The sequence below is a fragment of the Mangrovivirga cuniculi genome (assembly GCF_005166025.1).
Classification (GTDB): domain Bacteria; phylum Bacteroidota; class Bacteroidia; order Cytophagales; family Cyclobacteriaceae; genus Mangrovivirga; species Mangrovivirga cuniculi.
The window spans coordinates 3,630,231-3,653,249 of sequence record NZ_CP028923.1; the positions used below are offsets into that span (position 1 = coordinate 3,630,231).

General features: G+C 37.8%; 13 protein-coding genes and 1 pseudogene. All 14 read left to right on the forward strand.

All coding sequences use genetic code 11. The features are described from left to right. Positions 1 to 32 precede the first annotated feature (32 nt). A complete protein-coding gene (locus DCC35_RS16030) occupies positions 33 to 1,097 on the forward strand; it encodes an AraC family transcriptional regulator (RefSeq protein WP_137091765.1) in 1,065 nt (354 codons plus the stop codon). A 592-nt stretch (positions 1,098 to 1,689) separates the two neighbouring features. Continuing rightward, positions 1,690 to 2,784 (forward strand): zinc metalloprotease, encoded by a 1,095-nt coding sequence (locus tag DCC35_RS16035; RefSeq protein WP_137091766.1) that lies wholly within the window; start codon positions 1,690 to 1,692, stop codon positions 2,782 to 2,784. Positions 2,785 to 3,079: 295 nt separating this feature from the next. Continuing rightward, positions 3,080 to 4,417 (forward strand): S41 family peptidase, encoded by a 1,338-nt coding sequence (locus DCC35_RS16040; protein WP_137091767.1) that lies wholly within the window; start codon positions 3,080 to 3,082, stop codon positions 4,415 to 4,417. 28 nt (positions 4,418 to 4,445) lie between these two features. After that, positions 4,446 to 5,510 (forward strand): sensor histidine kinase, encoded by a 1,065-nt coding sequence (locus DCC35_RS16045; RefSeq protein WP_137091768.1) that lies wholly within the window; start codon positions 4,446 to 4,448, stop codon positions 5,508 to 5,510. Next, positions 5,500 to 6,204 carry a LytR/AlgR family response regulator transcription factor gene (locus tag DCC35_RS16050; protein WP_137091769.1) on the forward strand — a complete coding sequence of 235 codons (705 nt, stop codon included), beginning with the start codon at positions 5,500 to 5,502 and terminating at the stop codon, positions 6,202 to 6,204. Before DCC35_RS16045 ends, DCC35_RS16050 begins: the two co-directional genes overlap by 11 nt. Positions 6,205 to 6,356: 152 nt before the next feature. Beyond that, the gene (locus DCC35_RS16055) at positions 6,357 to 7,832 is read left to right on the forward strand and encodes a TonB-dependent receptor (protein ID WP_137091770.1); all 1,476 of its coding nucleotides are present in this window, start codon (positions 6,357 to 6,359) and stop codon (positions 7,830 to 7,832) included. After that, positions 7,751 to 8,524, forward strand: a complete 774-nt coding sequence (locus tag DCC35_RS16060; RefSeq protein ID WP_137091771.1) for a TonB-dependent receptor domain-containing protein — start codon at positions 7,751 to 7,753, stop codon at positions 8,522 to 8,524. Before DCC35_RS16055 ends, DCC35_RS16060 begins: the two co-directional genes overlap by 82 nt. Positions 8,525 to 8,556: 32 nt before the next feature. Then, on the forward strand, positions 8,557 to 9,195 hold the full coding sequence (locus DCC35_RS16065) for a hypothetical protein (RefSeq protein ID WP_137091772.1): 639 nt from the start codon (positions 8,557 to 8,559) through the stop codon (positions 9,193 to 9,195). Between the two features lie 149 nt (positions 9,196 to 9,344). After that, entirely contained in the window at positions 9,345 to 11,234 is a 1,890-nt protein-coding gene (gene gndA, locus DCC35_RS16070; RefSeq protein ID WP_137091773.1) for an NADP-dependent phosphogluconate dehydrogenase, read from the forward strand. 13 nt (positions 11,235 to 11,247) lie between these two features. Then, positions 11,248 to 12,598, forward strand: a pseudogene (locus DCC35_RS16075) (GntP family permease). Between the two features lie 270 nt (positions 12,599 to 12,868). Then, positions 12,869 to 14,287, forward strand: coding sequence for an amidohydrolase family protein (locus tag DCC35_RS16080; protein WP_137091774.1), 1,419 nt, complete (start codon positions 12,869 to 12,871; stop codon positions 14,285 to 14,287). Positions 14,288 to 14,705: 418 nt separating this feature from the next. After that, positions 14,706 to 17,303: a T9SS-dependent choice-of-anchor J family protein gene (locus DCC35_RS16085; protein ID WP_137091775.1), complete on the forward strand. Its 2,598-nt coding sequence runs from the start codon at positions 14,706 to 14,708 to the stop codon at positions 17,301 to 17,303. Positions 17,304 to 17,494: 191 nt separating this feature from the next. Then, positions 17,495 to 18,715: a gluzincin family metallopeptidase gene (locus DCC35_RS16090; protein ID WP_137091776.1), complete on the forward strand. Its 1,221-nt coding sequence runs from the start codon at positions 17,495 to 17,497 to the stop codon at positions 18,713 to 18,715. 407 nt (positions 18,716 to 19,122) lie between these two features. Further along, positions 19,123 to 22,821, forward strand: coding sequence for an Ig-like domain-containing protein (locus tag DCC35_RS16095; RefSeq protein ID WP_175402842.1), 3,699 nt, complete (start codon positions 19,123 to 19,125; stop codon positions 22,819 to 22,821). The last annotated feature ends 198 nt before the right edge of the window (positions 22,822 to 23,019 follow it).

Consider the following 23,019-nt stretch of genomic DNA (forward strand, 5'->3'; position numbering starts at 1 on the left):
TTGAGACATCAGAAAAAATTTAGCAATACTGAATGGACCTGGAACTTTTTATTGTAAGTGCCGGATGTATCAATGCCCTGATATTACTAATGGCACTAAGTGCACTAAAGGGCAAAATCAAAAGAGCCAGTCGCCTGCTCGGTTTATTCATTTTCAGCTATTTTATATCCCTGACAAATTGGATAATTATACCTCCCATAGCTTTCCGATTGGGAGTTTTACCGTTCTGGCTTCCCAGTCTTTTTTTTATCGCCCCACTGGGATATTTTTTCTTTCGGGCTATTGATAATCCTACCTTTAAGATCAAAGGCTTATTTCTCTTGTTTTTCCTTCCAGGGATACTAGATGTCATTTTCCATATAATTCAATATATCTATTTCCTTTTGAAGATTGGAAACACATACGTTTTTATGATGAATAGAGGCTTCGTTTATTTTATGCACGATGGAATAGCCATCATATTCAATCTTATCTGCTTTGTATTCGTCCTGAAGTTTGTATTCACCCTTCGACATGTAGAAGCCCCTGCAAAAAAATTTTACAGACTATTTGTCGTATTTATGGGTTATATGACTGTTCGGTGGGTCACGTTTTACTTACTGGACTTATTTAATCCGAAAGCATTAAACAGTGATCTCTTCCTGGGTGCCTGGGTGTTGGAAATGATCGGTTTGTTGATTATTGGTTATAAAGGACTAATAGATTCCCGTCTATTTAATATAAGGCAGCAAAAAAATTCCTCAATTACTACATCCGAGATTAATAAAAAGAGCAAACTATTATTAGAAATCCTGAATGAAAAGAAATTGTATTTAAAACCAGACTTAAATAGAAAAGACTTAGCAGAAGAATTGGGAACATCTGAAGTTACGATATCACATATCCTCAATAAAGGACTTGGAACAGGGTTTTATCCTTTAGTAAATAGATATCGAGCTCTTGAAGTTATCCGGATGCTAAAAGCAGGTGACCATCATTCCTTTACCCTTGAAACGCTGGCCCGGAAAGCAGGCTTTGGATCATTAACTACCTTCAACAAGGCTTTTAAATCTGAAACAGGCCTGACACCAAAAGGATACCTTCACACAATTAATTAGGTCTGGCATGCACTACCTTCGAAAATTCTTGCGAATCAAGGCCTTAATTAAAGAGAATTGCTAATAAAATAATACTAGCTACTACATTATTAATCTAAGCACATAATTAATTGAAATTAGATTTCTCATATTAGTTGCTTTTAAAAATTGAACACAGATGATAACCAACTTCATAAAATACATGTCAGGTAATTTTTCATTTCCTTAAGTACGTGTTGACACAAGTCCCGACAACTCCAGAGCAATTAATTGTTATAAAATGTAGAATTTCGCAAAATTCAAAAAGTCACAACACCTGATGTATCAGCAGTGATGATGATACTTGATAAATCACATTTACAAAAAATGATGACAAAGCTATATTGAAGCATAAATAACAAGTCATCAATATAACTTTCGGTTAACAATCGCTTTATTTTTAATTAACCTAACATCTTTAATTATTCATAATTTTCTAAAAATCTGATATTGGACTCTTTAATATAGACAGAATATAATTTGGCGATAAATACTTAATTCAAATTAATCTATGTTTGTTTTGTAAAAATAAATCTTTACATTGCGAACTTTATCAAACCAAACCAAAAACCTAATGAGAAAAGTTTTAATACTTCTTTTTGTTACAGGATTTATTTTCACAGCCTGTAACGATGAAACTCCAAACATGGTCGCAGATAAGGATGAGCAAGTTTCTGTTGATATGAGCGACTTTTATCTTTACACTAATGCGGACGATGAGGCTTCACGTACAAATGGCGGTAAGGCTTGTCACACCATGAAGGTGTTAAACAGACAGTTGAGCGAAAACCCTGGACTTTATAACAGAATGTACAATGTTGAAAAACAGGTTAGACAGTTTATCGCTGCTAAAAAACCTTCTGGCACTCCGGGCAACGGAAATGGCGGTGGCAATAATGGTGGTGATGATGGAGACGGTGGAACTGGCGATCCAGTTGATGATGGATTAGGTTCGATCAACATCCCTGTTTATGTACACGTGATATACAGCAACTCACAGGAAAACATTAGCGATGCGCAGATTCAGTCTCAGATTGATGTTTTAAACGCTGACTTCAATCTTACTAACAATGATGCATCAAACACTCCTACTGAATTCACTGATGTGCTAGCTGATGCTGATATTAACTTCACTTTAGCCGGAGTAACCAGAAAAGCTTCTTCAAGAACTGAATGGGGAACAAGAGATGAAATGAAGTTTGCATCTAACGGTGGTGTAGATGTCGTAACTCCTGAGTCTGCATTGAATATCTGGGTATGTAACATCGGTGGTGGCATATTAGGTTATGCTCAATTCCCTGGTGGCGACCCTGCAACTGACGGTGTTGTTGTTGGACCTGAGTTTTTCGGAGATACTGGTTATTTAGCTGCTCCTTTTGACAAAGGAAGAACTACTACTCACGAAGTTGGACACTACCTTAACCTTAGACACATCTGGGGTGACGGAAGATGTAAGCAGGATGACTTCGTTGCTGACACTCCTTCTTCTGACGGACCTAACTACGGATGTCCTTCTTACCCTACTGTAAACTGCAGATCTAACGACATGACAATGAACTACATGGACTATGTTAATGACGAGTGCATGTACATGTTCTCTGAAGGTCAGAAAGCAAGAATGCGAGCATTATTTGCTGCTGGTGGAGCAAGAGAATCTCTATACAACTAATAAGAATATCATTTAATCTCAATAATAATAACCGACCAGGAAATTCCTGGTCGGTTTTATTTTATCCCCATCTATTAAACGTAATAACACCTGCTTTCATAAAATTAACCATACACTCCAACATTAGTATCCCCATCTATAAGGTATCAATTAACAACTCTCTCTATTCTGATTGACGCTACTGGAAATTATTTATCCGTCTGTCTACTGCAACTCTCCGTCTGTCGACACTACCGATTTTGAGTCATAATTCTTCATAAGTTAGAGCAAGAAGAATCAAACTTTAATCAATATCATGAATCGACTAAAAGAAATTATTACTCTGATTTTCATTTGCTTGCCTATCTTTAGCTACGGGCAATCCAAAGAAGAAATAATCAAAAAAGCACAGGAGCTAATGCTGGAAAACTATATTTTTCTGGATAAAGCCGGGAAAACTAATACCCATCTGGATAAGTTGCTAAAATCGAACTACTTCGATGAGTTTAAAGAACCTAAAAAATTTGCCAGGGCCCTTTCAAAGGAGATGCAAAAAATCACCAAAGATAAACACCTTAACATCACCCCGCCTCCACCTCCACCCCATCCTAATTCTGAAACTGATTTTATAACCAGACATCTGGAAATTTACGAGCGGTTTAGAGAAGGTGGATTTGGAAAAATTAACCTGCTTAAGGGTAATGTTGGCTACGTAGAACTTAAAGGGTTTAGAAAGGAAGATATACCAAAAGTTGATGCTATAATGGACTACCTGTCTACAGCTGATGCAATTATTATCGATTTGAGGGGAAATGGCGGTGGAAATAGTCTCGGATTATACTGGAGCAGCTATTTCCTGGGAGAAAACATTCCACTCAGTGGTGTATATGAAAGACGAACCGACACTTACAAAGAGCTAAAGACAGTTTCTGTTAAGGGAAGAAACAGAATGGAAGTCCCCCTCTTTGTTTTAACTAGTGATTTCACTTTTTCGGCAGCAGAAGCTTTTGCCTATGATTTACAAAGCAGAAAACGAGCGATAATAATTGGTGAAAGTACCGGTGGTGGAGCTCACCCCGTAAACCATATGCCATTAACAGGAGGTTATGGAATTATAATGCCTTATGCCAGATCGATTAACCCAATAACAAAAACTAACTGGGAAGGTGTCGGTGTCCAACCTGATATTCCTGTTACAAAGGAAGAAGCGTTTTCAAAAGCACATGAACTTGCAATCAAAGCAGCGACAGACTACAGAGAAGAACCTTTCAACAAGCTTAAGACTATTCTCTTAAAGAAAAAACTGACAACTGATGATGAATCCCAGGTTTATGATCTAATAAGTTTATTATTGAGCAGAAAACACATTGAAAAATTTATGGTCAATGATATGGGTTATTTCTACCTGGATAACCATCAAATACATTCGGCTTTGGCTATATTTAAAGCAAATTTAAAGATTTTCCCGGGTTCTCCGAATGCGCATGATAGTTATGCTGAAGGTCTGGCACTAAATGGCGAAAAAAACCAGGCTTTAAAGCATTATAAAAAGGCAGTAAAGCTGGCTGAAGAGCAAAATGATCCCAGACTGCTGTCATATAAGAAGAACCTGTCAGATTTTAAAGCAACTATCACCTCTGTGACGGGCCAGTAACAAACCGATTTACAGAAGGTATTTTTTAATGAAGGAACTGCATCACATGTTTAAATCAAGAAAAACCATTGGTCATATCATCTTTTGGTGTGTGATGCTTCTTTATTATATCAGTTCGGCATGGCCACACGAAAAAGATAAGTTATTCTTATTGGAGCGAATGCTGGCAAAAACAACTGTACAATTTATTCTTGCTTATGCATTTATATACATTCTTCTCCCTCTTTTTATTGTAAAGAAGAAAAAATTACTATTCATAGTATTAGGTCTGGCAGCAGTGTATTGCGCCTATGTTTCACATACAGCAATACGCTGCTTTTACTTATTGCCTAAATATCCGGAGATTTATCAGTACAGGCCTCCGCTGAATTTTATAGAACGGATAACTAATGGATATGCCTTTATGGGAAGTATAACAGGGCTAATATTTCCTGCTATTATATTAATTGTAATCGATTATTACAGAAAACAAAAAGAAATCATAAGCCTGAGAGAACAAAAAAAGACAACAGAACTACAATTGCTCAAGCATCAGTTAAACCCCCATTTTCTTTTTAACACACTTAATAACCTGTATGCTCTTGCATTAAAAAAATCAGACCAAACTCCAGAGGTAATAGAAAAATTATCTGATATTCTGGATTATATTTTATATCAATGTGAGGCGAGGTATGTATCGGTTTCGAATGAGGTAAAGCTGATTGAAAATTACATCTCCCTGGAAAAAGTAAGGTATGGAAAGCGGTTAAACATAACTTTTGATTCACAGGTTAACAATGAAGTGAAAATTGCCCCTCTTTTACTGCTTACCTTTGTAGAAAACGCCTTCAAGCATGGTGTTAACCAGGAAATAAATCAGGCATCTATTAATATAAAGCTTATTACATCTAATGAAAAAATTGCTTTTTGTATAGAAAATACCAAACCAAAGACTGAACTAACAGACAATAATCAGTCCCGATCAGCTATTGGACTCAGTAATATTGAAAAACAGCTTCAACTATTGTACCCTGGTAATCAATACTCCTTGAAAATTAATGAAGAAAAAGATTCGTTTAAAGTAAAATTAACCCTGGATGCTAATGGCGTATAGATGCATGATCGTAGATGACGAAGAGTTAGCCAGAGAGCTAATTGAAACTCACTTATCACAGTTGGATGACTTTGAGTTGGTAGCCAGTTGCAAATCGGCTGTGGAAGCCCACCAGGTATTACAAAATGAAAAGATTGACCTTCTGTTTTTAGACATCGAAATGCCAGTTTTAAAAGGCACTGATTTCTATAAAAATCTGATCACCAAACCTAAGGTTATTTTCACCACTGCATTTCGGGATTATGCTCTCGATGGTTTTGATTTAAGTGCAGTCGACTTTTTACTAAAGCCAATTATTTTCACCCGATTTATGAAGGCAATAGAAAAATTCAGAAATAGTATTTCTTTAGAACATTCATTCTCTAATTTAACTGAGAAATCAGGGCACATATATATTCAAAAGAATAAAAAGAATATAAAAATTGAATTAGATGACATCTTATACATAGAAAGCATTAAGGACTATATCTCCATCTATCTTATCGACAATAAAATCATAATAAAGCATACATTAACTGCTTTTGAAGAAAAACTTGACAGTCGTTTTATGAGAGTGCATCGTTCATTCGTTACCAATATCGATCACGTAACAGCTTATACCAAAAACGATATCGAAATTGGTAATATTGAAATCCCTATCGGTGACTTATATAAAGAAAAAACTCTAAATCGATTAACTCTTCCATTAAAATAGCATTAATCACCTTGTCTTTTCCTGGTATAAGAACATCTTAATTTTTCTTAACCACCCATTTCCACAATTCATCCTGCTAATCCAACGGTTGGGTAAATCATTTTTCTTTTAAAAGGTAATCTTCGTCACCTTTATCAAAAAAACAGAAAGAAATGAAAATCCTGACATACCTGTTTATCACATTTTTCACTTTTGAATTAGCATTAGCTCAAGTTACCATTCAAGGAACTGTAACAGATAAAAAAGGCGATGCAATAATTGGTGCCAATATTTATATCAAAGGAACTTACGATGGGGCTTCAACTGATGTAAATGGAAATTTTCATTTTAAAACGGATTATGAAGGGGAGCAAATCCTTGTAGTGACTTTCATAGGCTATAAAACTATTAATCAACCTGTTAACCTTAACCCCAATTCATCTGAATTTGGTTTCGTTTTAGAAGAATCTATTAATGAACTAGAGGCGGTAGTTATTTCTGCCGGATCATTTGGCGCCGGAGATGAAAACAGGCAGGAAGTACTGAAGCCGATGGATATTGTTACTACCGCTGGTGCAACAGCCGATATAGCCGGGGCGCTTAACACACTTCCGGGTACTCAAACTGTTGGTGAACAAGGAAGACTCTTTGTCAGAGGAGGTAGCGGACATGAAACCAAAACCTTTATTGATGGCATGCAGGTGTTAAATGCCTATAACCCCTCAATTCCAAACACCCCCGGCCGCGGTAGGTTTTCACCCATGATGTTTAAAGGTGCAAGCTTTAGCACCGGTGGATACTCAGCCGAATACGGTCAGGCATTATCCTCTGCATTAATTCTGAATACCAAAGACACTCCTAATCATGACCGGATAGACTTGGGCATTATGTCGGTAGGCCTTAGTGCTGGTGGCACTAAAGTCTGGGATAAAAACTCTGTCTCGGGGAAAATCCAATATATTAACCTGAAACCCTACTTCTCAATGATCGAACAGAAGATCATCATGGATAAAGCCCACGAAGCTATGGAAGCAAATTTCGCATTCCGTCAGCAGGTCAATAAGGATGGAATGCTGAAATTTTATGGAAATATCAATCAATCTTCATTAGTGAGTCAGTTAGCTGAAATTGATAACCCGAAAACTTTCCATCGCTACTCGCTCGAAAACAAGTACCGGTATTTAAACGCCTCATATAAAGATATTCTAAATAATAAATGGAGCATCAGAACCGGCGCATCTTATACCACTAATCAGGATATCATCGGGATGGATACTGCAAAAATCAACGAAAAAGAACATGGAGTTCACTTTAAAACTGTACTTGGTTATGATCCATCCAGCCAGTTTGGGATTAAATTCGGAATGGAAGTATTTAACAGGAATTATCAGCAACAAGTTGATTTATCATCAAATCAGACCATCCAGCCACTTAATTTTGAAGAAACAATTCTAGCCGGGTTTTCAGAAGTAGAATTCTATGCTTCAAATAATTTCATCACCAAAGCCGGACTACGCTTTGAACACAACAGCCTGAATAATGATCAATTACTTGCCCCCGATTATCGATGGCTTATAAAACCAGTGAAAACAGCCAGGTATCAATGGCTATCGGGCAGTTTCATCAAACCGCAGAAAATCAATGGGTAAAGTTTAATCCAAACCTGAGTGTAGAAAAGGCCAGTCATTACCTAATCAATTATCAATGGCAAAATGAAGGGCGTATACTCCGTGGAGAAATTTATTACAAGGATTATACTGACTTAGTAAAATTGGTTCCGAATCAATCAATCCAACGGGAAAGCCTCACAAATCAAGGCAATGGGTATGCCAAAGGATTTGATCTTTTCTGGCGAGACAATAAAACTTTTGAGCAGGTAGATTACTGGATTTCGTATTCCTACCTGGATACGAAGAGAGACTATTTGAATTTCCCACACGAGGCAACGCCTACATTTGCCTCAAAACATAATTTCTCTATTGTCTACAAACATTTTATCGATAAGATTAAAACCCAGGTAGGGATGACATACAATTTCGCAAGCGGACGTCCATATAATGATCCGAATAATACAGGATTCAATTCCCGCAAAACCAGGGCTTACCACGACCTGAGTATGAACTTCAGTTATCTATTGAGATCAAACGTGATCATCCATGGCTCAGTAACCAATGTATTAGGAACCAAAAATGTGTTCGGTTACGAGTACAGCAGTAAGCCTGACGAAAGTGGGCTTTACAAAAGAAGAGCTATCACTCCTATCGCACCACGGTTCATTTTCCTGGGTATCTTCATCACACTATCGAAGAATAAATCGCTTAACGAATTACCGAACCTTTAATAAAATTTTACAGAACGATAAATAATAAAATCATGAAAAAAGCAATCATTACCTCTCTTATGACAATCTTAGTTTTTTCAGTTTTCGGAAACGAAAAATTTGAAAAGGCCATGAAAAAGAACATCGAACTGGTTTACTCGGCTGATTCTGAGGAAAGTTACCAGATCGCAATAAACAACCTTACTCGAATTGCAGATGCCGAACCAGAAAGATGGGAGCCGGAATACTACATTGCCTTTGCTTATACTCTATATTCTTTTGATGAAACAAAATCTGACAAGAAAGATGCATTACTAGCAATAGCCCAACAACATTTGGACAAGGCATTAAACCTCGCCCCCGAACATGCAGAATTATTGACTTTACAAGGGTTTATTTATACTGCAAAGCTTTCGGTCGATCCTGCGACCCGGGGCCAAAAGTATTCAGGTATGGCCATGCAAAAATATAACCAGGCTTTGCAGCAAGATCCTGAAAACCCAAGAGCCTTATTAATGTTGGGGCAGATGATGTACGGCACTGCCCAGTTTATGGGCTCATCTACTGTCGAAGCCTGTGAAACAATCGGGAAATCAATTGAGAAATTTGAAACTTATAAAACTGAAAATGAAATTGCTCCGACCTGGGGAAAAGGCCAGGCAGAGAGAGCCTATCAGCAATGTGGTGAATAAATATTCAAAAAGCATCCCATAAAGATATAAATCCCAGTGTAGGAGCACATAGAATTGATATTAGATTTCAAAAATATTAGTGAAAATTTGGTAAGCATAAAATGAACTGCTTTTTTGATTTTTATTAATTGCTATAACCTCCTTAATCAATGGAAAATACAACTTCCGGGATTTATATCATCATGGGTGTATCTGGTGTTGGTAAAACAACGGTAGGTAAGCTATTAGCCGAAAAATTAGACCTTCCTTTTTTTGACGGAGATGATTATCATCCGGATCACAATATAATAAAAATGGCCAGTGGTAAGCCCTTGAATGATGGAGACAGGGAGGACTGGCTTAAGAGCCTGAATATTTTAGCTAAAGAACAGGCTCAGAAATCAGGATGTATCATTGCATGTTCTGCCTTAAAAGAAAAGTACAGAACTAAATTAGAACAAGGTTTAAATAATCCTCCTCATTGGATTTACCTGGAAGGTAGCTTTGAAGTGGTATATAAACGCCTCAAAAATAGAAAAGACCACTATATGCCGCCAGGCTTACTACAGTCTCAATTTGACACCCTGGAAATACCAGAGAATGCACTCACTTTTAATGTAGAACATAGTCCAAAAACAGTAATTGAAATGATTCTTCAAAGCCTTAAAGACCTATCTGAATTCGGTGTATTAGGTCTCGGGGTTATGGGAAAAAGCCTTTGCCGGAATTTTGCTTCCATGGGAGTGAGAATATCAATGTATAACAGGCATGTACCCGGAAAAGAAGAAAATATTGCCTTAAATTTTAAAAAAAAGCATCAAGAACTTGAAAATACTCTCGCATTCGATGAATTACATAAATTCGTTGGTTCCCTGCAACAGCCAAGAAAAATATTATTAATGGTTAATGCCGGTCCTGCAGTTGATGATGTTATTAGTGAATTAATCCCTTTAGTATCAAAAAATGACACCATTATTGATGGTGGCAATTCCCATTATGAAGACACTTCTGAAAGAGAAAGAAAATTATCCGAACATGGTATAAGTTTTATAGGTTGTGGAGTTTCAGGGGGTGAAGAAGGGGCCTTAAAAGGGCCATCTATTATGCCAGGTGGTAATTATAATGCCTACGAAAAAGTAAAGCCTTTCCTCGAAAAAATTGCAGCCAGAGATAAAAAGGGTAAAGCCTGCTGTACTTACGTAGGAAGATCCGGCAGTGGACATTTCACTAAAATGGTGCATAACGGAATTGAATATGCCGAGATGCAGCTATTAGCAGAACTATATCAAATATTAAGAACAAAAGGCAATAACCCGGATGAAATTGCCAGCATCCTGGCTGATTCTGAAAACAAAATGCAAAGCTATTTGCTAGAGATCACCATTGACATTTTAAAGAAAAAAGAAGGAGATGCATGGCTGATCGACAAAATATTGGATAAAGCCGGTAATAAAGGTACGGGTAACTGGACGACAATTGCTACTGCAAAATTAGGAACTCCTTCTACGATGATTGCCAGCTCTTTGTTTGCCAGGTATATATCAGCCTTTAAAGATGATAGAATAGCTGTCGGGAAGATGTTACCTGTTGAAGTAAGCGCTGTAAAGATTTCTGATGATATCATTTTAGAAGCCTATCAACTAGCAAGGATCGTAAATCACATACAAGGTTTCAAACTCCTGAATGAAGCCTCAAAATCTTACGATTGGTCACTTAACTTAAGCGAAACTGCCAGAATTTGGACTAATGGATGTATTATCAGGTCTACTCTAATGGAAAAGCTTGTCGATATTCTCCGGAAAGAAGAAGATTTAATCCATCATTCCGAAATCATTTCTTCGATAAAACAATTAAAACCATCACTTACCAGGGTTGTTGCTAAGAGCATTGAAAGCAATCAGCCTGTCCCCTGTTTGAGTGAGGCTATCAATTATTTAAATGCAATTTCACATAGCAATTCTCCCGCTAACCTGATACAGGCACAAAGAGACTATTTTGGAGCTCATACTTATCAAAGAATCGATGATGAACCAGGCAGATTTCATCACACAGAATGGTAAAATCAACTTGAATATGGATTACAATTTACTATTAGCAGTTTTTACCGGGATAGCCGTATTATTGATCTTAATCCTTAAAGTAAAACTACATGCTTTTCCTTCTCTCTTAATTGCAAGCATAGCTGTAGGTGTGCTGGCAGGACTTGAGCCAATTGCAATCATGGATACCATAAAGGAAGGCATGGCCAATACGTTGGGTTTTGTTGCGACAGTTGTTGGTCTAGGTGCTATGTTTGGCGCCATTCTGGAGCACTCTGGTGGAGCCAGAATAGTGGCTGATTTTCTGATAAAAAATTTGGTGTTAAAAATGCTTCAGGTGCCATGGCTGTTGCAGGGTTCATTATTGCTATTCCCGTGTTTTTTGAAGTTGGATTTATATTATTAGTGCCAATGATCTATGCACTGCATAAGCAAACCGGTAAGTCACTTTTAGTATTTGCGCTTCCTCTTTTAGCCGGACTGGCAGTAACCCATGCCTTTATGCCACCAACGCCGGGTCCCATTGCTGTAGCTGATATTATTGGTGCTGATTTAGGGTGGGTGATTTTAATTGGCGGACTAGTAGGTCTGCCCGCAGCAATTATTGGAGGTATATTTTATGGTAAATTTATCGCGAAAAAGATTTTCGTCGGGCTCCCTGCATTATCTAACATTAATGATACAAACAGAGAGAAAAACAATAAACAACAACCTCATATTTATACCATATTAGTGATAATCGCCATCCCAATATTTCTAATTCTCCTTAGCACTTTTAATAATAGCGGAATCCTCCCAATATTTAACCCGGCAATAAAAAAAACAATTACCTTAATAGGTCATCCCTTTGCAGCATTAATTATTGCAAATATAATAGCCTGGTATGTATTGGGGATCAAGCTAGGATTTACGAAGACAGAATTATTAGATATCAGTACCAAATCATTGGGTCCTGCAGGTTTGATTATTTTAATTACCGGGCAGGTGGAGTATTTAAGCAGGTTTTAGTAAATACTGGTGCCGGAGAAATGCTTGCTAATAATTTATCAGAAATAGGCTTCCCCGTACTGGTCTTTGCATTTATAGTTGCCTTGTTAATTCGGATTATGCAGGGATCTTCTACTGTAGCAATGATTACAGCTGCCGGATTAGTGTCTCCACTAAATTTGGCTGACACAAGTAGCTTTAGTCTCGCATGCCTGGTCATTGCTATTGCTGCAGGAGGTACGTTCATGTCACATGTAAATGATAGTGGCTTTTGGATGGTTAAAGAACTATTGGGCATAACAGAGAAACAAACTTTTAAAACCTGGACTATTATGACAGGTATAATAGCTGTTTCCGGTTTTATAATGGTTATGCTAATACATTATCTCTTTAAATGATACTTTACTGCATATCATCAAAGGACTCTTTCCCTTTTTATTTCACAATACTTTTACATCTTAAAAAGAGGTTGAATAATAAAAAAGCAGCAGTTTAAAGTAACCCTAGTTTGTATATGACAAAAATTCAAATCCGTAAACTTCGATTTGGAACAAGCTCTTTATAAGTGTATATTATAATAGCATTAATATCGGTAAATAATAATATCAAATAGCCCGGTAAAGATGCCTTTTTATGCATATTAATTTCTATTAGCCGCCTGACACACCATGAAAAAATTCATCCTGTTACTATTTCTCCTGCCTTTCCTAGCGTTAACCTGTTTGGCTCAGGATACTTTACATGCAGAAACAAAACAATACGTGATTCACGAAAGAGGAATCTACCTCCTTCAAAACCTGACCATTCTGGATGGAACTGGCAGTCCTGAGAAAACAAACCAGGATATTTTGATCGAAGGTCAATACATCACTCAGATTGGAGAAGATTTACCTGCACCCAAAGAGGCCGCCATCATTGATATGCAAGGGAAATCGGCTATACCCGGAATGGTGATGCTTCACGAACACCTGTTTTATCCTAAAAATGTTCCGGGTCCAAACTACGGGCTCGATCAGATGAGTTATTCTTTTCCTAAGCTTTACCTGGCAGGTGGTGTAACAACGATGCGAACAGCTGGAGCGATTATGCCACAAACGGATGTAAAACTAAAGAAATGGATTGAAGACGGGCGATTGCCCGGACCGACAATTGATGCTACAAGTCCACACATGGATAGAGAAGGATTACCTATCCTGGAAATGTATTCTTTCGATGGTCCGGACCAGGCCCAGGACCAGGTTGATTTTTATGCAGACCTCGGTATAACTTCAGTCAAAGTTTACAATATGCTAACAAGGGAAGATCTGAAAGCGATTATTGATGCCTCCCATGCCAGAAATATGAAAGTCACAGGTCACCTTTGCTCCATTACCTACCGTGAAGCAGTAGATCTTGGTATTGATAACATAGAACACGGGTTTGGCTCCTGCCCTGATTTTTTAGAAAATAAACTGCCTGACCAATGCAATCCCTTTATGCTGGAAAGCCTCTTAGAAGTTGATCCGGAGTCCGAACAGGTCACCAGTTTAATAGATCACATGATTTCAAATAACGTAGCCTTAACAACAACAGTCAATGTTTTTGAGCCCTATACCGGAAGAGAAGTCATCCCGGGAGGCGGACTGGAAGCTTTATCTCCCAGGGCTAAAGAAAAAGTCTATCAACGCTGGATTAGCAAACAGGGAAGAGATTCAATCGATATTGCCAGGTACAATAAACTTATGTTGATGGATAAAATGTACCATGATGCAGGTGGATTACTGGTGGCCGGAACCGATCCAACTTACGACGGACGCATCGTCGCGGGCTATGCAAACATGAGATTACTCGAAATAATGGTAGAAATGGGATTTAGCATTCCGGAAGCTATTATGATCTGCACTTTAAATGGTGCTAAATACTTAGAATCAGATAGAATGATAGGTACGGTCGAAAAAGGAAAAATAGCCGACCTGATTATTATGGATGAGGATATTAGTAAAGATATATCTGCGATCCGCTCAGGAAAAATCATATTTAAAAATGGTGTAGGTTATGATTCACAAAAATTATTTAGAGCCGCTAAAGGCCTGGTAGGTATCAGGTAAAGAATTACCTGCTAAAAAATAATTATAGAAAAATTTTCAGCTCTCGAGAAAAAATTAATTTAAATATCAAATTATTTTAACGTTCAAATAACCTCCAGCGCACGTTAAAACCCATTTCCAGGCTTATTTTCAGGATATACTTTAATTTGATTTTTTTAACTTCTAGCTTCACTTATTCTAAAAATTATAAGTGTATTTGGTAATTAATTCGGTATAGACATATTTTACCGAATTTTATATTGCAGAAAATAATTTGTATACTTGTATTTATAGTAAAAGTCAGAGCGAACATTTAAGTGAAGTTCGAGCAACCAAAACATTATTAATCATTTCATTGTCTTAAACAGACCAACCGCTCAAACCACTGTAAATCTGGCATTTATAGTTTATTTTTATTAAATCTATAAACCAAACCTTTATGATTAAACATCTACTATTATTTGGAATGGTGTTATGCTGTTCTTTCATTTCTTATTCCCAGGAACGTGTTTGTGCTACCGACGAGGTACACGAAAGATTGCTCCAGCAAAACCCTGAATATGCCAGGCGCCAGGCTGAGATCGAGCAACTAACTCAACGTCTTGAAGAAAATTCTGAAAATTTTAGAGTATCCGGCAGCAATATTATCATTCCTTGTATCATTCATGTTGTATATGGAAACTCTCAAGAGAATATTTCTGATGCACAGATTCAATCTCAGATTGACAGGTTAAACAAAGATTATAGCGCTACTAATAGTGACTATGACAACACTCCTTCTGAATTTCAGAGTGTGCGATCCGGAGATACTCAAATCCGATTCGAAATTGTTGAAATCAAAAGATATGCTAACTCCCGTGACACATGGGGTACAAATGATGCTGTAAAAGCAGCTTACCCGCCTATTGAACCAGATCGTATTTTAAACATGTGGGTTGCCGATATCGGAGGTGGAATCCTTGGATACGCGCAATTTCCGGGTGGTGATCCAGCAACTGATGGAGTGGTAATGTCTCCTCAGTATTTCGGAGATGCTTCAGTGTCTGGCGGTAGTAATTTCTACCTTTCAGCTCCATTTGACCAGGGACGAACTGCTACTCACGAAGTAGGTCACTGGTTAAACCTTCGTCACATCTGGGGTGATGGAAATTGCTCTGCAGATGACTTTGTAAACGACACTCCTGTAGCCGGAAACCCTAACTACGGGTGTCCTTCATTAGGAACAAATAGCTGTTCTGGTGGCGGAAACGATATGTTCATGAACTATATGGATTATGTAGATGATGCGTGTATGTTTATGTTCTCTGCCGGACAGGATGCTAGAATGCAGGCTACTTTCTCAAATGGTGGTGGCCGTGAAGGATTCCTTTTAGATCCTGTTTACGATCCCGGAAATCCCGGAGGCGGATTTACCTGCTCAGGAACAGTTAGCAACTTCCCTTACAGCGAAAGTTTTGAAAGTGGCACAGGAAACTGGGCACAAGGTTCAGGAGACAACATCGACTGGACAAGAGATGCTTCTGGCACTCCTTCTTCAAACACTGGCCCTTCTTCTGCAAGTGATGGATCTTACTACATGTACGTAGAAGCGTCAGATCCAAACTACCCATCAAAATCTGCTTTCCTGGATGGTCCTTGCTTTGATCTTTCTGCTGAATCATCTGCTACTTTTAGCTTTGACTATCACATGTATGGATCGGCAATGGGAACTCTTGAAGTTCAGGCATTAGTTGACGGTGGTAGCTGGACTACAATCTGGTCATTAAGTGGAGACCAGGGAAATAGCTGGTTTACTGCCAATGTAGATATGGGTTCATATATCGGAGAAGTTGTAAAACTAAGATTTGCCGGAACTACAGGTTCATCTTATACTTCAGATATAACAGTAGATAATGTAAGCCTTTCAACCGGTTCTACAGGTGGTGGCGGTATCAGCTGCTCTACTACTGAGACTATTGGATATAGTGAAGGATTTGAAGGTGGATTCGGAGCATGGTCACAGGTAAGTGGTGATGATTTCGACTGGACCCGAAGATCAGGCGGAACACCATCGAGTAACACCGGACCTTCAGGTGCATTTGCAGGAAATAACTATGTGTATATGGAATCATCAAGTCCAAACTACTCGTTTAAAAGCGCTGAGTTAGCAGGACCTTGTTATGATCTGACTTCTGAATCTGCAGCAGTCCTATCATTCAGATACCACATGTACGGAGCATCAACAATGGGTGACCTTGAACTTCAGGCTACTACAGACGGTTCAAACTGGTCAACAATCTGGAGTAAATCCGGAAACCAGGGTAATAGCTGGAACGAGGCCAATGTTGACCTTGCCGCATATCTTGGTGGAACTGTAAAACTAAAATTTGTAGGTACAACAGGTGATACCTGGCAGGGAGATATGGCAATTGACGCCTTGAGTTTAGGTACAGGAGGAAGCACTGGCGGAGGAACGACTAGCGCTACATTGTCTATCACTCTTGACAATTATCCTGAAGAAACAAGCTGGGAAATACTGAGTGGATCAACAGTAATTGCATCAGGTGGTACTTACGATTCACAACCAGATGGATCAACTGTAACTCAGAATATCGTTCTTGACGATGGATGTTATAACTTTGTGATCTACGACGCATATGGCGACGGTATCTGCTGTTCTTATGGCAGTGGTTCTTATTCACTAACTGCTGACGGCGTTACATTAGCATCAGGCGGATCGTTCGCTTCAAGTGAAACAACTAACTTCTGTGTAGGCGGCGGAGCTAGAACTTCTCAAGTTGCTGTTACCAGAGAAGGTGAAAGACCTCAAGGATATTCTGTTTATCCTAATCCTGCTAAGGACTACCTGAAAATACATATTGGTAAAATGGAGTCGGCTAAATTCAGAATTATGAATACTACCGGCCAGGTATGGAAAGAAGGCTCTCTTTCTAATACATTTAATGAAATCAATGTATCAGATTTAGACGCAGGACTTTATATAATTAGAGTTACAGATGGTGAAAATGTATTAGTTAACAGGATCCTAATCCAGTAAGCTATACATCTACCTTAATAATATTAGCCACCTCATTTAATGGGGTGGCTTTTTTTATAAAATATAGTTAGAGGTTCCTGGCATCCATCATTACTAAAACTTCGTGAAGCAGTGCGGTTAAAAACAGGTTCTCTAAAGGGTCCTCTTGATCACTTTCTAAAATTTGAAAAATTCATTATTTTAAAAGGGTCATGACGAAATACCTTCTTTTGATATTAATACTTATTTCTTCACTTGTGAATATCAGTGCTCAAAAGCCAGACCACCTGGTTATTGATATGACATTTAAAGACACAATAGTAAATGTTAATGCTACTTATCACAAAATAGTTCAATCTCCTGCGGACTCCCTGTATTTCTTATTAAACCCGGCTATTAATGTAGACACGATTAAGGCCGAGAATTTGGAATCATATCAAATAACTAAAAAAGAAGGCAGACCTTTCCCCTTCTGGCTTATCAAATTCAAAAAACCACTAGACAATAAATCAGTGGCATCGATTCATTTTGAATATAGTATCAATCTAAATACTCAAAATCATCTGAAGTCTGACTGGATCGAGTTAAATGCGGATAAATTATGGTTTCCAAACAATGGAGATTTAAATAATCAGTTTACTTACAATATTTCCATTTCTAATTTCCCTTCTTCTTATTCGTTGATTACTCATTCCGATGCAGAGACGGAGAACAAGAAAGATAAAATAATCATTAAAAAGAAACAGCCTGAATATGAAGTCTTAATATTAGCCGGTAAGGACATGATGGAGTGGAATTATAATGAAGACATAACTATTTATGCTAGTAATGACACAAAAGACTCTACACTAACATCAATAGGCAAAAAAGTAGAAAACAGCATTGCTCTGTTAAACCGAACAATCGGATCGTCAGATCCCATACAGAAATTCATAGTGGTTCTGCGAAACACTTCAAAAAAAGAACTTGGATTTCAGTTCAATAGAAAGAATTTGATTGTTACCGGAAAAGATTTTAATTCATACGCCAACTTATCTCATGAAATAGCTCACTATTGGTGGAGCATGGCAAATTTTATTGAAGAACCCTGGTTAAATGAATCTTTTGCCAATTATTCCATGTACCAGGTAGTAGAAAAATATAATTCAGACGCTTATAAATCAATAATAGAAAAACATCGAGAAATTGCCGATAGTGCTATTCCTGTATCTGAAGCTAGCCTTTTCACAGAAAATGCTTACCCCTCCTATTATTATAAAGGAGCCATACTTTTACTCGATCTGGAACAAAAAATCGGGCAAAAAATAATGTATAACATTCTTTCCTATTGTATAAAAAAAGAGATTAGTTCTTCCGAGGGATTTCTAAAAGAACTTCAAAGGCATACTAGTGAGCAAATCAGACAATCTTTTGCTAAAAAATTAAATGAATGATTAATTAAATTTATTTCAACCTATATCACATACCTAAAACCGTTATAAAATATCAGCCATTTTTTTATTTAAATACACTCAGCCATCATCCACACCCCTCCATTATAAATTCATCGAAAAAACAGGCTGACAACTATTTCAAATAGGTTTAAAATTGCTAGAATCTGCATTTTTAGTTAACTTCTTATACACCACAAGTAAATTCTATAGCCATGATACCGGTCAAATCAAACCTTCAAAAAGGGTATACTACCCCATTTCTTTTATTATATCCTAGTTTTAAATCACTTATAACCTTTCTTCTCTTTTCATTCTTTTTCATACCCACTTTCGCCCAGATACAAGTTGAAAAAAACTCTTTAGAACAAACTTCTGAACCGAAAATTAATCCTGAAAACGAGCGGCTGTTGAAAGAATTCAAACAAAAAGGCAACGTATTAATCCTACCGTCCGACAAAGTCCAATTAAATCAAACCATATCAGAGGAAAAGATTTTATTAGATAACAAGTACGAGAGTATTCTACTAAATAAGGATCATTTACGAAAAACAAAATCCTTTGAACTAAGCGACATATTAAATCAAAACAACACGGTTCAAGCGCTACCTGGATCAGAAGAAATCAAAAATCAAGAGCGGGAAACAACGATTATTAAGAACCCTGAAGGAATAAACAAAAATAATATTTCCAGAGAAATTCTGGATATGCTAATTAAAGATCAGCCTAATAATCCGATAGAAGTAAAAAGGTCCAACCTAATTTTTCAACAGGAAAAACCGACCAAACTTTTAAAATCTGAGCTCCCGGCAAAAAAAGATGATCAGATGACAATTTCAGAAACAGACACGGAGAATTATGCACCTGTAGCCACACCGGATGTATATACAACTCCTGAAAACACAGAGTTGGTCGTTTCTGCTCCGGGCCACCTGGCCAATGATACTGATTTAAATGGTGATGAAATAGAGTGGATTTCTTATACCGTTCCGCAAAACGGCACGGTAAGTAACACCAGCACTGACGGTGGATTTACCTATACCCCTAACCCCGGATTTTCAGGAATAGAAAACCTGGAAATAGCAATAACAGACAATAACGGTGGAATTAGTTTTGGTCTCATATCGATTTTAGTTATCCCTGATCAAAACTTGAATCCTGTAGCAGTACCGGATGTTTTCACCACTCCCGAAGGAACGCCATTAACTGTGACTGCCCCGGGACACCTTGAAAATGATCTGGAACCTGATGGAGACCAGATAGAATGGATATCTTATACTCTTCCTTCAAATGGTACAATGAGTAATACTACTTCTGAAGGAGGGTTCATCTATACACCTAACCCAGGTTTTTCTGGTATAGAGTCATTTGAAATTGCTATTTCTGATGGAAACGGAGGAATTGATTTCGGACTTATTTCTATCCTGGTAATCCCGGATCAAAATCGAAACCCAATATCACTACCCGACGTTTTCACCACCCCTGAAGGCACTCCATTAACAGTTTCTGCTCCGGGTCATTTAGTTAATGATTTTGATCGCGATGGTGATGAAATAGAATGGATTTCATATACTCTTCCTTCAAATGGTTCAATGAGTAATACTAGTTCTGACGGCGGATTTACCTATACGCCAAATCCCGGATTTTCTGGAATAGAATCCCTTGAAATTGCTATTACTGATGGAAATGGGGGTGTTAGCTTTGGATTAATACAAATTATGGTGGTTTCAGATCAAAACCGGGATCCTATTGCAGTACCAGATAGCTTTACAACTCCTGAAAATACTGCCTTAGTAGTTTCTGCGCCTGGTCATCTAAGTAATGATTTTGATCGAGATGGAGATCTAATAGAATGGATTTCATATACTCTTCCTTCAAATGGTTCAATGAGTAATACTACTTCAGAGGGTGGATTTACCTATACGCCAAATCCGGGTTTTACTGGCATAGAGTCTATTGAATATGCTATTACTGATGGAAATGGGGGAATTGCATTTGGATTACTAAATATAACTGTCACACCATCAGGAGGTACAGATCCTGTAGCAGTGGCTGATGTATTCACTACCCCTGAAAACACTCCTTTAATAGTTGCTGCACCCGGTCACCTTGCTAATGATTATGATCCAAATGGAGATCCAATTACCTGGATCTCCTATTCTTTTCCAGAAAATGGCACAATGAGTAATACCACCTCAGATGGTGGGTTTACCTATACTCCAAACCCCGGGTTTTCAGGGATAGAATCCTTTGAATATGCTATTTCAGATGGAAATGGAGGAATTGATTTCGGACTCATTGCTATTCTGGTAATCCCGGATCAAAACAGGGATCCAATAGGAATACCAGATGTTTTTACAACTCCGGAAAACACTCCATTAACAGTTTCAGCTCCGGGCCACCTGGCAAATGATTTTGACCGGGATGGAGATCAAATAGAATGGATTTCCTACACTCTTCCTTCAAATGGATTAATGAGTAATACTACCTCTGATGGTGGATTTACCTACACACCTAATCCAGGTTTTTCCGGTATTGAGTCTTTTGAAATTGCTATTACTGATGGAAATGGAGGAATTGCTTTTACAACCTTAACCATTTTTGTCATTCCTGATCAAAACAGAGATCCAATTGCAGTTCCGGATGTTTTCACTACCCCTGAAGGTACTCCTTTAACAGTATCAGCCCCAGGCCACCTGGCTAATGATTTTGACCTAGATGGTGACCAGATAGAGTGGATTTCCTATACCCTACCCTCTAATGGAATAGTGAGTAATACCATGTCTGAAGGAACTTTCACCTATACCCCTAATCCAGGTTTTTCTGGTTTAGAGTCTATGGAAGTTGCTATTACAGATGGTAATGGAGGAATTAGTTTCGGACTTATTACCATATTAGTTATTCCGGATCAAAACCGAACTCCTATTGCTGTACCGGATGTTTTTACGACACCCGAAAATACCGAACTGATCGTTACAGCTCCCGGTCACCTGGCAAACGACTTTGATCTCGATGGTGATGAAATAGAGTGGATATCCTATACTGTCCCGGAAAATGGTTTAATGAGTAATACATCATCTGATGGTGGATTTAATTATACACCTAACCCGGACTTTACAGGTATCGAATCTTTAACTGTCGCCATTACAGACGGTAACGGAGGTATCGGTTTCGGTCAACTCATTATTTCAGTTATACCAAATAACCCTCCAATAGCCGATGCCGGGGAGGTTCAGGAAGTTATTGAACAACAAACCGTCAACCTGGATGGTTCCGGCTCTTCCGATCCTGAAGGAGATCCGTTAACTTACTCCTGGATGTTTGCCAGTCCGGACACTTCTCCTGCAAAACCTACAGGTAGTATAGCATCACTAAGTGGAGCTAATACTGCAACACCTTCGTTTATTGCAGATATTCCAGGAACCTATTCTCTAAAGCTTGTTGTTAAGGACGGATTTAAGGATAGTGATCCTGATTTTGTTACAATAATAGCTATTTCAATTGAAGAGGCAATTAATAATCTGGGAGATGACATTCATTTACTGGCTAGTTCAGGTGTACTCAACAAAGGGCAGGAAAACGGGCTAATGAAAAAAATCGACCAGGCTCTCAAGCTGCTTGATAAAGGTAAGTATGGGGAAGCCTTAGCAGTTTTATACGATCTACGTATCCAGGTAATGGATCTCTACAAAAAAGACAATGTACTCTCTGAAGATCAGGCGATTGACTTAACATCAAGTATTGATGAGATCATTGCGGTAATAGAATTAAAGTATTCAGTCAGTAGCTATTCTGTTTCATCCGTTTCATCAACAATGACGATTTCAGGGAATGATTTAGCTATTGAAGAAGATTTGATCAGTATATATCCGAATCCTGTAAACACTACAGCTGAAATTAAATACAGATTAGATAAAGAGGCTAATGTGAGTATTGAGATGTTTAACCTGCTTGGACAGAAAATTCAGGTGATCAAGGATGGATTTAACAGAGCAGGAAATCACCAGATCACCCTTAGACCTGAAAATGTAAAAAGCGGTATTTACCATATCTTTTTCACAACCGACTCAGGCATACGTGAAATGAGAAAAGTGATGATCCTTCGATAATTATATTTGAAAGAGAATATTCAAAAATTAAATGGAAGTATAACAGATCATTCCAGAAATCAGTAATTCATAACCATATTCCGGATATAAATACACCTAATAAAGTATGATGTATCCGGAATATTTTATGATTAAGAATTGCGCAAAATTAAATATTTACTCAAAAATTTAAATTTTGATTAGAATAAATTGCACTTT